This window comes from Bradyrhizobium sp. (genome assembly GCF_049512235.1).
Taxonomy (GTDB): domain Bacteria; phylum Pseudomonadota; class Alphaproteobacteria; order Rhizobiales; family Xanthobacteraceae; genus Bradyrhizobium.
In genome coordinates, this window is the sequence record NZ_JBEKXH010000143.1 from 1 (window position 1) to 13981 (window position 13981).

General features: G+C 58.3%; 11 protein-coding genes. All 11 read right to left on the reverse strand.

What is annotated here, in order from left to right; genetic code table 11:
• On the reverse strand, positions 1-558 hold a 558-nt coding region (locus ABSG20_RS15205), incomplete at its 3' end, for an efflux RND transporter permease subunit (RefSeq protein WP_423865326.1).
• A 387-nt stretch (positions 559-945) separates the two neighbouring features.
• A complete protein-coding gene (locus ABSG20_RS15210; protein ID WP_423865327.1) occupies positions 946-3804 on the reverse strand; it encodes an ATP-binding protein in 2859 nt (952 codons plus the stop codon).
• 484 nt (positions 3805-4288) lie between these two features.
• Positions 4289-4861 (reverse strand): NADPH-dependent FMN reductase, encoded by a 573-nt coding sequence (locus ABSG20_RS15215; protein ID WP_423865328.1) that lies wholly within the window; start codon positions 4859-4861, stop codon positions 4289-4291.
• Positions 4862-4957: 96 nt separating this feature from the next.
• Positions 4958-5533 carry a nuclear transport factor 2 family protein gene (locus ABSG20_RS15220; RefSeq protein WP_423865329.1) on the reverse strand — a complete coding sequence of 192 codons (576 nt, stop codon included), beginning with the start codon at positions 5531-5533 and terminating at the stop codon, positions 4958-4960.
• 109 nt (positions 5534-5642) lie between these two features.
• Positions 5643-6131, reverse strand: coding sequence for a Cif family virulence factor (locus ABSG20_RS15225; RefSeq protein ID WP_423865330.1), 489 nt, complete (start codon positions 6129-6131; stop codon positions 5643-5645).
• Between the two features lie 317 nt (positions 6132-6448).
• Entirely contained in the window at positions 6449-7762 is a 1314-nt protein-coding gene (locus ABSG20_RS15230) for a c-type cytochrome (RefSeq protein ID WP_423865331.1), read from the reverse strand.
• 31 nt (positions 7763-7793) lie between these two features.
• Positions 7794-8570 (reverse strand): SDR family oxidoreductase, encoded by a 777-nt coding sequence (locus ABSG20_RS15235; protein ID WP_423865332.1) that lies wholly within the window; start codon positions 8568-8570, stop codon positions 7794-7796.
• A 203-nt stretch (positions 8571-8773) separates the two neighbouring features.
• Positions 8774-10864 (reverse strand): xanthine dehydrogenase family protein molybdopterin-binding subunit, encoded by a 2091-nt coding sequence (locus ABSG20_RS15240; protein ID WP_423865333.1) that lies wholly within the window; start codon positions 10862-10864, stop codon positions 8774-8776.
• 146 nt (positions 10865-11010) lie between these two features.
• Entirely contained in the window at positions 11011-11469 is a 459-nt protein-coding gene (locus ABSG20_RS15245) for a (2Fe-2S)-binding protein (protein WP_423865334.1), read from the reverse strand.
• Between the two features lie 11 nt (positions 11470-11480).
• Positions 11481-13688: a xanthine dehydrogenase family protein molybdopterin-binding subunit gene (locus ABSG20_RS15250; RefSeq protein ID WP_423865335.1), complete on the reverse strand. Its 2208-nt coding sequence runs from the start codon at positions 13686-13688 to the stop codon at positions 11481-11483.
• Positions 13685-13981, reverse strand: a 297-nt coding sequence (locus ABSG20_RS15255) for a (2Fe-2S)-binding protein (RefSeq protein WP_423865336.1), incomplete at its 5' end; no start/stop codon positions are given. The genes ABSG20_RS15250 and ABSG20_RS15255, both read right to left, overlap by 4 nt.

The window sequence follows — 13981 nt, forward strand, 5'->3', positions numbered from 1 at the left end:
CATGATCTGGCGAAACTTGCCTCCCGCTGGTGTCGGCAAGGTGACGCCGGGAACGGACGCCAATTGCTGGCGAATGCGGTAGATACCGTAGTCATAGAGCTGCTGTTCATTCAGATTGTCAGAGTTGAGGCTGAGTTGCAGAACAGGAACGCTAGAGGCGTTGAATTGAACGATGACCGGCGGCTGAATGCCGGGCGGCATGAGGGCACGAATAGAGTTGGTCGCCGAGACGATCTGCGCGATGGCGAGATCGACGTTGACGTCCGGCTGGAAATAAATCTTCTGGACCGACAGACCATTGAGTGTCTGCGCCTCCATGTTCTTGATGCCAGTGACGTTGGAGCTGATTGAATATTGGCTATAGGTGGTGACGCGCTGCTCCATCTCCGGCGTGGTCAGACCGGTGTACTGCCAGATCACCGAAACGACTGGAATATTGATCTCCGGAAAGATGTCAGTCGGCATCGAGCGGATGGTGACGACGCCCAGAAACAGGATGAGCGCGGCAACCACGTAGAACGTGTGCGGAAACCTCAATGCAAACCGGACAACGCCCATATCCTGTTCCTAATGCCACTTAGCAGCGGCGAATGGTGGCTTTCTCAGCTAGCAAACCATCCCGCTTTTCTGTTTTGAGCCGATCTTGCACCTTCCGTTCCGACTGTGAATGAAACGAGAGATCGGGCCCGCGGCGGAGGGTTGCCGATCGGCGCAGGTTATGGGATCGCCACTCCCATCCGTCGTTGCTCTAACGGCATTAACGAAGGGCGGCTGCCTCCGATCGAGTTAGTCGCAGCGTCGCACGCAGCTAACATGCATGAGGGTGCACGGCTTGAGGCGTTGTATTCTGTGAAAAAATGAAAAATGAGGTGCGGGATGGCGATATTCTGGCTCCGCCAGTCTACAGCCAGTAAGGAGCCGACTGCTGTGAGCCAGTTAAAATAATTATCCCAAATCCTCGAGCAGCGCGCGCGCCAGCTTGAGATCTGCAGTTTCGCAGCCTTCAGTGAAGCGGTCGTAGACGCGAGCGAGCGTATGCCGGGCCTGATCGCGCTGGCCGCCTTCCGAGAGCATGCGGGCCAAGGCGATCGTCGACCTCAGTTCCCAGGCGAGCGCAGATTGCGCGCGGGCGACAGCGATCGCTTCGGTCAGGCAGCTCATGGCTGATTCACGGTCATGCCGCTCCGCGAGAATCTGAGATTTGATCCGAAGCAGTTCAGACAAGTCCAATTCCACTCCGCTATTTTTCGTACGCGCAATGCCTCCATTGATAGCAAAAAGCGCCTCCTCGATTTGCCTGGTCTTGCCCAAGCCCTCCGCCAACGCGCCGATGAAGCGGGGTGTGTGAAGATTGTACTGTTGAGCGCGCAGGGTTTCCAGCGCGCTCCGCAGCAAATCGAGACCGGCTTCTGGCTCATCGCGGGCAATGGCAAGTTCGCCCTTCAGCGCGATGCCGAGAGCACGATAAGGTTCCAACGAATGTTGTCCGGCTTGTAAAATCAGCTGCTCGATGATGTCGCTGGCGCCCGGCAAATCGCCGGTCCATAGTAACAGCATCGGGGCAAGAAGCATTGAACCGCAGATAGGAACTGGGTGATCCGGGTTCGCTGCTTCACCGATGGCTTTTTGCGCAATTCTAAGAGCCTGATCGGAGAAGCCGCGGAGCCACAAGGTGCGGGCGAGGCAGCTGAGCGCGAAGATGCGCTGATCAAGACCGAAGAAATTGGCGTTGAAGACACCAAGCTCGACCGCTAGCGTCATACCGCGCTCAAGATGGAGTTGTGCCGCGGCCTGGTTGCCCAGATAGTGGTGAACCATGCCCACCCTCCACTCGGCCCAGACGGTGCCGGCCGGGTGCTTGCTGGCCTGCGCGATGACCCCAGCCTGTTCTGCGACCGCCAGGGCGTCGTGGAGGTCGCCGAGTCGCGTGAGAAAAATGTGCAGACCGATGAGAAGGCGAAGTTGGCGCGCAGGATCCTGGAAAGCTTTCGCAAGCGCAAGTCCGCGCTCGAATTCGACGCGAACCTGATCGCCGTGCCCCCTGGTGAACATCGACGACAGTGCGAGGGCTTCCTGTAGAATCATCTCCTGTCTGGTGCCGCGGCTGGTGTCGTCGAGCGCGGCCAGCGCCCGTTCACTCCAGCCCCTGCATTCCCCGAACAGCGACATTTTGATGAACAACGGCGCCGCCCAGGTGGCCAGTTCGATGCCGACCGCGACGTCGCCGTGGTCGGACAGCGCCCATCCGAGCGCCGCCCGCACGTTGCCGATATGCGGAGCGTGTCCCGAAAGATCGTGTTCGTCGAACAACGACTGAATGATCTCGTCGTGTTCGAGCAACTTGGCATAAAAGATCGCATGGCGGCGCGCTATGCGATCCGCTTCGCCACGCTCTGCGAGTTTGGCTGTGGCGTAGGCGCGGGTGGTGTCGAGCAGCCGATATGTCGATTCGTTGAGGGCTATCGTGGATATCAAAGATTTTGCAACCAGGCTCGCGACCGCGTCGATCACGTCCGCCTCATCTATCTCCGTATCCGACGCAACGAAGCCGGCGGCCTGGAGCGTGAAGTCACCGACAAAGACCGACAGCCCGCACAGCACCAACTTCTCGCGCTCCGAAAGCAGGTGGTAACTCCAATCGAGCATCGCGTTCAGCGTCTCGTGCCGCGGCAGCGCGGTGCGACGACCCTGCCAAAGCAAGCTAAAGCGGTTGTCGAGCAGCTTCGCGATTCCACAAATCCGAAGGGAGCCAACGCGACCGGCCGCGAGCTCGATGGCAAGTGCCACCCCGTCAAGCCGGCGGCATATCCGCGCTAGGATCGGCGCATCGCTATCGCTCAACGCGACGCCATAACCGCTTGCCGCCGCCCGCTCCATAAAAAGCTGGGCCGCGGGATAGCGGAGCGCTTCCGCCGCGGTCAGGCCGGCATCCTCCGGTGGACAATTAAGCGAATATAGCAAGTGGACATGTTCAATTTCCACCCGGAGCGCTTCGCGGCTGGTCGCCAGGATGTGCGCCTGCGGTGCCTCGTTGACAATGCGTTTGGCCAGCGCTGCCGCAACGTCGATCACGTGCTCGCAATTGTCGAGCACAAGAAGAAGCTTCTTATCGCCGATAAAGGCCAGCAGACCGGCGATTGGGTCCTGGCTTTGCACCATCAACCCGAGTGCCGATGCGACCGCTGTCGGCACGAGTTGGGGATCGGTCAGCGCAGCTAGATCGATAAAGAACACCGCGTCATGGAAACTGTCAATCAGCGTATATGCGACAGAAATTGCCACGGTCGTTTTGCCAACTCCACCGGGACCTACAATGCTGACGAAGCGGAACGCCTGCAGTTGCTCTGCCAAGGCACGAACGGTATCATCCCGGCCGACCACCCGCGCCGGTCGTGGCGGCAGCCTTTGAACTCGTTCTGCGGGGGTGACTCCGATGACTGGAGCCGTCTGCCTAGCGCTCGAGCGCGTAACCGGCGCGACAAAACAATAGCCCATGCTGGAAACATTGGCTACGTAGCGAGCGCCGTCTCGCCCGTCACCAAGCGCCTTCCGAACGGCCGCGATCTGAGCGCGGAGAGTGGCATCCTCCACCGTCACACTCGGCCACACTGTTGAGATCAGCTCCTTGTGAGGAACCACTTCTCCAGCCCGCGCTGCGAGTGCGATCAGGACGTCGAGCGCGCGGCCGCCGAGCGGTATCGGTTCGTCAACTCTCTTGAGCACCCTCTCGGCCGCAAACAGGCTGAACGGGCCAAAGGAAAGTACGTCCTTGAGCGGTGGGTTGCCGCGATCATTCATACGCATCGTGCGCCCTCTTATAGACATTCGTAGCATCGAGGAGTTCCTCTTGCGATAGGATAAGCTCTCGCTCTTCCTCTCTGAGCGTTGGGGCCGCGTGCCTCGATGGATAAACCCGGCGTTTGCTCGCTGTTCAAATTTTGACCAACAATAAATCACCGGTTGCGTCACTCCAATGTGTTCGCTTCGACATGCGCGGAGGTCTTGACACGGCCACAATTTCGACGGACCGACCGCAATTTACATTGAACGACCTGTAATAGCCAGCGCGATCAGGCGCGGCATATGCTTGCCAGCGTCTACGACCGGTGCACAGAAGGATTTGAAACCGCGGATCTCAAGCGCTTGCCAGTCGCATGTAAAGACGGCTTTCGCGATTAATAGTATTCGCCTAAGTCGAGAAGCTGCGGCGCCGAACTAGTGGCTAAACTCTGACGCTTGATACCCGCGCTGTAGGTCGGCTTGGTGTCGTGAGCAATCATTCGGCTGCTCATCGGGCGGCGGCGAGCGAGGCGTTCATTTCGGCTAGGGCTCGTTGGACCGATGCCTCAAACGGCTTCAACTCTTCCAGGCTCTGAGGCGTGTCGTTCTCGATCACCTCGCGCGCCACCGTGATGGCGGGCATGGTATCGACCGGCCACATCTTCAGTCCTTCGGCGACTTGTCGAAGCTGTTCAGCGCACTTGTTCCCGCCGTGTCCTCCGTAGGTCACGATCACCAGCGGCTTCCCGCTCCATTCCTTGTAGAGTCGGTCCAGGGCATTCTTGAGCGCCGCTGGATAACCCCAGTTGTACTGCGGCGAGACAATTACGAACCCATCAGCACTGGCGACCTTGGCGCTCCACGCGTGGGTATGGTCGGTAGTGTAACCGCCCCCCTTGGCCGGAATGCCCGGCTCCTCGCCAGACGGAAGATGCCATTCTTTCAGATCGACGATCTCGCAGGCGAACTGGCCTGACTTGTCTGCCAATGAAATTACCCACTCCGCAATTTGTCGGCACCGCCGGCCAGCTCTTACGCTGCCCATGATCAAGAGGATGGTCGGTCGCTCAAGCGTGCTCATAGGACCTATAATGACGCGGAATATGGGCGAAGGCCATCGTCCGCAGAGTGTCGGAGCGCCTTAGCTCCGCGGGTATCGAGCGTCAGATTTTAACCACTAGCTTCTCAGCCAAGCCTGTCCCGCGTCCTTCATAGTTTTCTCCAGCGCGCTGCCCTTCGTTGCGAAGACCCGCCGCACCGGGAAGCCGCTCTTGTCCAGCAGATAGGCCAAAGCGGCGTACTCAGAGGGATAATTCTTGATGGCCTCCACATCGAGACCGACAATCCCGAACGGAAAGGTGAATGAACCCATGTCGTAGACCACCTGCCGCTTGACGATCTTCCACGCGCCGGCGCGCCTCTCGACCTCGTCATAAAAGCGGCAATGCACGCTGCATCCGACTCTCAACTCGACGTTTTCAGCGATGACCATGGCGTTTGTCTCGGCGATGGCTTTATCGTCGTGAAAAGTAACCACGGGCGCGGCGATAAGATGTTTGGTGCGGATGTCTGACGCGCTCATCCTCATCGAGCCCTCGACGAAATCACTGGCCTTACCCTCGAACCAAGTGATTTCGATCACGGCGTCGGCATGGAACAGCGCGCGCAGTTGATCCCATTCCGCCAGGTCTCGGTGCATCCATCCGGTCATTAGGTCCGCGATGGCCAGCCGGTCTTGCAGATATGTATCCACGTCTAAACTCCTTCTCGGTGCGCCGTCAATTTGATAGCTGTCGTCGCACGCTCCATCTATATCAGGTTCGCTGATGTGAAATGACCGCAGCGACACGCGGTGTCGATTTTCAAATGTCAAATCGATTGCGAAGAATGATTAGCTGAACGATTAAATCGCTTTGGGCGTTGAAATAAAAGGCGAGCACCAACGGATCGGGCAGGCCGCGCTTATCATAATTGCCATCCACATCGGCTGTTACGATGAAGTTCCCATAGTGTTTGATCACCTTTGTTACATTCATCGTCAGTCTTTCGCCAACTATATCGCGCTTCGCCCATTCTCTGATTGCCGGCTTCTCCCAATAGTCCCGAAGCTGGTCATTCACGAGAGCATCCTCCGCGAATGTGGCCATCAATCGCTCAAGATCGAAGCTGTTGGTTGCTTCGACGTATCCGGCGATCAGGGGTGGTAGGAGAACCGAAGCGCTCGGAGAAAAGGGGGCCGTCATCACGGTGTTTGCTCCGGAAAGTGTCGGATAATTGCGCGCAATCAAGTTGCTTGACGACCAACGCTTCGGCACGTTGTATTTTGTGAAAAAATGAAAAATCAGGTGCACCGGTTCCGCAAGGTCGCTGTAAGAGAAACGCCTGTCTCCAATAGCTCGGTCTTACGCTTCCGCTGACGCACCGAGCCGGGATCAGGAGATCGAACTACTCATCGTGTAGGGTCTGGAGCGCATTCCGTGGCAAACCGAGACCGCCTGCTCGGCCCTTCGTGACTGATGGCAAGTTCGCCTTTTAGCGGCATCATTTGATCCTCGATCAAACCGCGAGCCGGGCGGCCCGCGTCAGTGAATCCGGCGAAAAGGGGGCGTCCAGGACGACGCCGGAGCCGCGATGGCAGGTTTGGAGATCGAAGACGTGGCGAACTCCTTCAATGTTTGTGTGAGCGATCCTGACGAAGTCTCTCCGAAGTGACGCGTCCCGTCTGTCCGCCAAAGCGACTGATCACGTAGTTCGAGACCGCTGCTAGCTCAGCGTCCGAAAAGCTTTTGCCAAATGAAGGCATGACGACTCCCGGATGAACTGTCCGCAAATCGGCACCGTCGAGCAGTACCTGAACAACGTTCGTTCCGTCCGGGTCGCTGACCGTCCGACCGCCGACCAAAGCTGCATAGTACGATTGCCGTCCCTGGCCATTCCAAAGATGACAGCCCGCGCAGTTGCCCGCGAAGACTCGTTCACCGAGCGCGTTGCTCTGTTGCTGAGCGCCTGGCTGATCTGCAAAAGCACCGTTGATTACCGAGGCATCGACCGGGTTCGCGGGTTCGCTCGACAAGGGTCTGACTTTTCGTAAGTAGCTCACCAGCGCCGCTACGTCTGTTGACGTCAGATATTGGAGGCTGTTAGCCACCGCTTCAGCCATAGGCCCTGCTGCTGAGCCTCGCCCGCCGCCATGGCCGGTCTGGAGATAGTCCGCGAGTTGCTGGTTCGACCATCCGCCGACGCCGGATGCCTCGTCCGGGGTGATGTTATAGGCGTGCCAGCCTTCAACCATCGTGCCCGCGAACTGCCGGCGATTGTCCATGGCGAAAGCGATGTTGCGGGGTGTGTGGCACTCGCCGCAATGACCGAGCGCTGTCGCAAGATAGGCGCCGCGATTTTCCTCTCTGGAAAAGCCCGGCGTGTCTCGAAAGCGATGCTCATCGAGGAAAGCCAGATTCCAGAAAGCCATCGTCCAGCGTTGGTTGAAAGGGAAAGAGAGACTGTCAGGCGGCGGCGCGCTGTGCACGGCAGGAAGGCTGAAGATATAAGCTTTAATTGCGACCGCGTCATTGCGGCTGATCCAACTATAGGAGGTGTAGGGAAACGCCGGATAGAGATGAGTACCGTCTTTGGCTACGCCACGATGCAAAGCACGTACGAAATCGTCATCGCTCCAAGTGCCTATGCCTGTCTCTCGATCGGATGTGATGTTCGTAGAATAGATAGTTCCGAATGGCAACTTAAACGGCATTCCGCCGGCAAACGGTTTTCCGCCCGGCGCATTGTGACAGGCTACACAATCGGCAGCGCGAGCAAGATACTCTCCACGCGCCACCAACTCGGACGTTGGAACGATGTCGGCCGCCGATACCTCAGGATCGCGATCGAGTAGGCGCCATAAGGTGAATGAACCGATAATAACAATGACCGTTAACGCCGCCAGGCCGATGATTTTGAGCCATCTGGATCCAATCATTTTCATAGCGAGCCCTATCGTTGAATAGAGTAAGACGTCAATCCGAGCTCGGGCGGATAGCCTGGCGCGCAAGGTAATCATCCCAAATCGACTGCATTTCTCTATCAAGAGACAATGGGTCTTCCCGCAGACGATTCTTCACGTCCCGACTCCTATCGTCTGCCAAGACTTCGGTCTCGCCGCGCTCGAGTGCTGCGAGCGTCGCGGAAACAACGGCCTGAGGCGTGGTTTTTTTGATTACCAGGCTCGCCGTCATATCGGTGTCAATGTATCCGGCGTGAACTCCAACCACGAGCGTGTCTTGCGCTCGAAGTTCGACGCGAATGCCGTTCGTCATCGCGAGCTCTGCCGCCTTGGAGACGCAGTAGGATCCACTGATAGGCACGGTGATCCAGCTAACGACGGACAAGATATTGACGATGGCGCCACCCCCATTTGCGGCAAGAACGGGAGCAAACGCGCGACACATGGCGAGCGTGCCAAGATAGTTCACCGCGATTTCGTCACGAGCCGCGTCCATGGATGGCGTACCGATCAGCGGAGTAAATCTGGCGATGCCAGCGTTGTTAACCAACAGCGTGACGTCGCGGAACGCGTTGGCTGCAGCCGTGATATGGTGATCATTGCGAATGTCGAGTTCGACGGGGGTTGCGTCGCACTCGGTCACGCTGTTCACACTGCGCGCGGCCGCGTAGACTTTGGCGGCGCCAGCGTCCAACAGGCCGCGAACGAAGGCCTTACCCAAGCCGCGGTTGCCGCCTGTTACCAACGCCACGGCGCCTTCGATTTTCACACCTCCGTATGCTCCGGTCATCTCAACGGCTATCCTTCGCTATTCGTTATCTTTGTAGTCGGATCGAGCGATCAGGCTAGGGTCGATCTCCGCGCCCCTTTTACCAGACGCGTTTTTTCTGCGCATGGATTGAACGACTGTATTTTCGCGGCCATTTCCTCGACACGTGCTCGCGAACGAATCGAAAAGCCAAGAATAAACAGCGGTTGCCGCAGCGCTTGACATCATGTTTCTCGCGCCTTCACGGCCATTTTCACTCGATCCGGGACAAACGGGTAGTGCCTGAGCCGGAGTCCTCCATTGCTCGCCGCGAAGGCGTTCGCGATCGCGGCTCCGACCGGTGGCACACCGGCCTCGCCAATACCACCAGGAGCATCGGGGGGAGAGCAGATTACTCGGATATGGATCGCCGGGGTTTCAGAGAGCCGCAGCACGCGATAGTCATTGAAATTAGCTTCTTGGACCTTGCCGTCTACAATATTGATCTGTTCGTGCAAACATAGGCTGATTCCGTAGACGATGCCGCCCATTACCTGAGCGTCAATGTTTGCCGGTTGGATCGCGGGTCCAGCGTCAACGGCGCACCAGACATTCAGAACGCGGATTTCTCCGGTCTCGTGGGTTACATCGATCTCAGCGACCTGGGCACAATGCGTACCAAACGCATCCGAGTACGCTAGTCCGAGCGGCGCTCCTTTTGCCCGGCGCTTCCACCCAGACATTTCCGCGACAGCCTGAAGAACCCTTTGCGCCCTTGGTTCGTGGTGGAGAAGCCGCAGCCGCATCTCAAGCGGATCGGCGCCCGTCGCGGCAGCGACCTCATCGAGGATGCATTCGACGCCGAACTTTGTGTAACCATTACCGACAGCTCGTAAAAATCCGACGTCGAGGCCTCGCTCGGCACGAGTGTACTCACCCAGCAGGTTTGGAACGTCATAATTGAAGTCGATTCCCTCTGTGATCGTGGGATCGAGTCCACCCGACTTTGCGAAAGAATTCGGAGTGTAGCGCGCCAAAATAGATGGCGCGACGATGTGGTGGCGCCAAGCTGTGATCTTGCCATCCTCGTTGAAGCCAACCTGAATGTACTGGGCTTCGAGCGGGCGGTATTTCCCCTGCTGTATATCGTCTTCTCGCGTCCAAATGATTTTCACTGGCCGTCCGGGCACGGACTTTGCCAACAGCACAGCGTCAACTGCAAAGTCCGCCTCGTATTTCCGGCCGAAAGCGCCACCAAGCATCGTGGTGTGAACCTCAACATGGGACATGTCGAACCCAGTTGCGTTTGCAGCAGCCGTCTGAACAGCCGTCTGGGCCTGGAATGGTCCCCAGACGTCCACTCGATCGGTAGATACCAAAGCGGTTGCGTTCAAAGGCTCCATGGTTGCGTGGTGGACGTGGTCCGATGCGTAAGTCGCTGTGAGAACCTTGAACGTGGAATGGAGGACCGAAGCCACATCCCCGCGCTTGACCACGACCACGGAAGCGGCATTGTCCTTCCGCGCCATAGCCTGGTAATCCGCCATTACCTGGCTGCTTGAGTATCCGCGAGTCGGAGATTTTTCTGACCACGTTATGTCCAGGGCGTCGAGCGCCTTTCTCGCAGCCCAGATGTCGTCGGCGACTACGCCTACGCCGTAGGGCAGTGGTACGATCTTTGTAATGCCTTTGATGGTCCCATCTGCGGTATCCTTCACAGAGACAGGGACTTCTCCTTGAACGGCCGGGCGGCGGATCGCGCCGTACAACATACCGGGAAGTTGGACATCTATTCCGAATTCCGCTGTGCCCGTAACCTTGGAAGGAATATCAATGCGCGGCAACGCTTTTCCAATGTATCGCCATTCAGTTGGAGGCTTAAGGTCCGCAAGGCTGACCGCTGGAATGGAGTCGGGAAGAAATCCTAACTCTGCGAGTCTTCCATAGGATAACGTTCGGCCGGACGGTTGATGGACTACGATGTTAGGCTGTGTCACAAGCTCTGCCATTGGAACGCGCAGTTCAACGGCGGCGCTCGCCAGAAGCAACTTACGGGTCTGCGCTCCCACAAGTCGCAACATGTCGAAAAATGCGCGGGTCGACTCACTCCCACCCGTAGTTTGTATGCCGCCGAACTTCGGGTTTCCGTACGCCCTGGCATCCGTCGGTGCCTGTTGTATCCGAACCTTCTGCCAGTCAGCGTCCATCTCCTCGGCGATCAGAAGGGGAATGGATGTCATAACGCCTTGGCCCATCTCTGAAACTGGCGAAATTAGAGTGGTCAGATCATCAGTTCCGATCGTGACCCAGGCGTTCGGACGGCGCAGTTGCGGCATTTCGGCTAGCTGTTCCGCAAAAGCCTCTGCTGAGTGGGAGCGAAGACCGAGTGCTATGGAAACACACCCCGCTCGCAGCAAGAAGCTTCGGCGCGACAACCGATGGATTCGGAGAGGACCGGGGGGATCGAAGTCGGTCGGCATGATTAAATGCCTTTCATCGCGCGCTCAATGGCCCTGATAATCCGTGGATACGTCCCGCAACGACAGATATTGCCGTCCATGCCATCGATGATCTGCTGACGCGTTGGCCGAGGATTCGAATTAAGAAGTGCCGCAGCCTGCATGATCTGCCCCGACTGGCAGTACCCGCATTGCGGGACTTGTTCCGCAATCCATGCAATCTGAAGCGGATGATCGGCATTCGTCGACAGGCCTTCGATCGTGGTGACATTCTTTTCCGCAATATCTTCCAGAAACGTCTGACAGGAGCGAACTGCGTTACCCTCGACATGCACAGTGCACGCCCCGCATTGCGCTATACCGCAGCCGAACTTCGTTCCCGTTAGTTTCAATTGCTCGCGGATGATCCAGAGCAGGGGTGTATCAACCTCCGCATCGACTTCGACTTTCCGGCCATTAATGACGAATTTGGTCTTCGGCATCTTCCCTCTCCCTACTTACCATGACCATGCCTGAGCTCGTGATTTGCGAGCGGGAGAGTGCGTATGCGCTGGCCCGTCGCCGCGAACACAGCGTTGGCAATTGCTGGCGCGAGCGGCGGAGTTCCTGGCTCGCCGACCCCGCCCCATTCCTGTGAGTATTTGCTTCCAGAGGAGAGGAGATACGTCTCGACCTGCGGCATCTCGTTCATACGCAACGCGCGATAGTCGTGGAAGTTGGACTGCTGAACCCTCCCCTCGTGCAACGTGATCTGTCCGTAAAGCACCGCGCCCAGCCCATAGACGACGGCGCCCTCCATTTGTGCTTCGACAATACTTGAATTAACGATATGGCCGGCGTCGATCACGCAGATCACGCGGCGCACAGCGAGTTCCCCCGTATCGCTTACGGAGATATCCACGACCTGCGCGGTCACGGAGTTGTAGCATTCGACGAGCGCAATACCTTGCGAGATCCCTTTGGGAGCCTGGCCCCAATTTGCGCGGCGGGCTGCTTCATCCAGGACGGCCAGAGAGCGCGGTCCCTTTGCAAGCAGCCCACGGCGGAAGAGATAGGGGTCCTGGCCGCGGGAATGGGCGAGTTCGTCAACGAAGGACTCTCGAAAGTAGCCGTTCTGCGAGTGGTTGACACCGCGCCAGAATCCGACCGGCACAGGCGTGTTCCGCATCACGTAACCGACTTCGAAGTTCGCGACGTCGTATGCCATGTCTTCATCGAGGAACGCGTTCGTCATCTCGATGTCCTGGCCGTTCACCAGACGATCAGGTGACAAGTCAACGAGGATGGATGAACCACAGACGCGAACCCTCCAGCCGATTAGACGGCCTGCGGCATCGAAACCAGCGACCTGGCGCGCGAGAACCATTGGACGATAATAGTCGTGCTGAATGTCCTCCTCACGGGTCCAAATCATCTTTACTGGCCGGTCAACTTGTTTGGCGATAAGGGCCGCCATCCGCGCCCAGTCCTGGGCTAGGCCGCGCCGACCAAAACCGCCTCCGAGATGGCGCTTGTGGACAGTTACTTTCGACGGATCGATACCGAGCGCGGCGGCGACGTTGCGAAGTGTGCCTTCGCCGTTCTGGGTCGGCGCCCAGACCTCCGCGCGCCCGCCCGTTACATGCGCCGTGCATGTCATCGGCTCCATGGTCGTGTGTGCGAGATAGGGAACCTCGTAATCAGCGCGCACGATCGTGACGTCGCCCGACAGGACCTTGTCGACGTCTCCGATTCGGCGGCCGATGGCGACGTCGCTAGCGTCAAGACCACGGGAAAACGTCTCTCGGATTGTTTCTGTCGAGAGGCCTTTGCCGTCGGCGGGATCCCAGGCGATCGGGAGGGCGTCGCACGCCTTCTTCGCTTGCCACCATGAGTCCGCGACGACCGCCACGGCTGTGTCTTGGACGGCCACAACATACCGCACCCCGGGCATGTTCATGACTTTCGACGCATCAAAACTCTTTAGCCGGCCGCCGAAGGCGGGACAGGCGGACACTGTCGCGTAAAGCATATCGGGCAGACGTACATCGCTCGCGTAGATCGGCCTCCCGAGGGCCTTGTCGCTGACATCAACGCGATGAACAGGACGTCCGATCAATCGCCAGTCTTCCGGGGGTTTTAAGGGGACGTCAGCCGGGATTGAGCGACGGGCAGCTGCCTCGGCGATCTGGCCATAACGAATTGTTCGCCCGGTCGCGTCGTGGGTGACGACGCTGTCCCTTGCCGAACATTCGTCCGGCGGGACGTGCCAGCGCTCTGCTGCTTCTTCGATCAGCATATGTCGGGCCTGAGCGCCGGCCTTACGCAGATAGCTCTGTGACCCACGGATGGAAATGCTCGCGGCGGTGACCATGTCCCCCCAAGCGTGGTCGCGGGCAATGTTCTCGGCAGGGTCAGCGTATTCCGGGCGCACCAAGCGCCAGTCGCATTCGAGTTCCTCGGCTACGAGCATAGGGAGCGTCGTGAAGTTGCCTTGCCCCATCTCCGATCGGGCGACCCGGATGATTGTCGTGTCGTCCGCTTCGATCGAGATCCAGGCCGTTATTTCGGAGGGGTCACGACCTTGGGGCTCGTCTCTTAGCCCAACCAACTGAGCCGCAAAGGATGATATCGGAGGAAGGGCAAGTATGATGCCTCCCGCCGCGGCGCTGATCCCGAAAGCAAAAGCCCGTCGGGTCGGAGCTATGGAGTTCGCGTTCATGGCGTCACTGGCCTTCCCACACGTGCGCCTTGACTGATCTGGCCATACGCAGCACGCTTTATTGCTGCACGGATGCGGGGATAAGTGCCGCATCTGCAGATGTTTCCAGACATAACTGCATCAATGTCTGCGTCAGAAGGGTTTGGATTTTCTAAGAGCAGCGCCGCGGCCTGCATGATCTGGCCCGATTGGCAATAGCCGCATTGCGGGACCTGGAGATCAATCCACGCCTGTTGAAGAGGGTGGAGCCCGTTGGCGCTCAGTTGCTCGATCGTAGTCACGGACGATCCGTT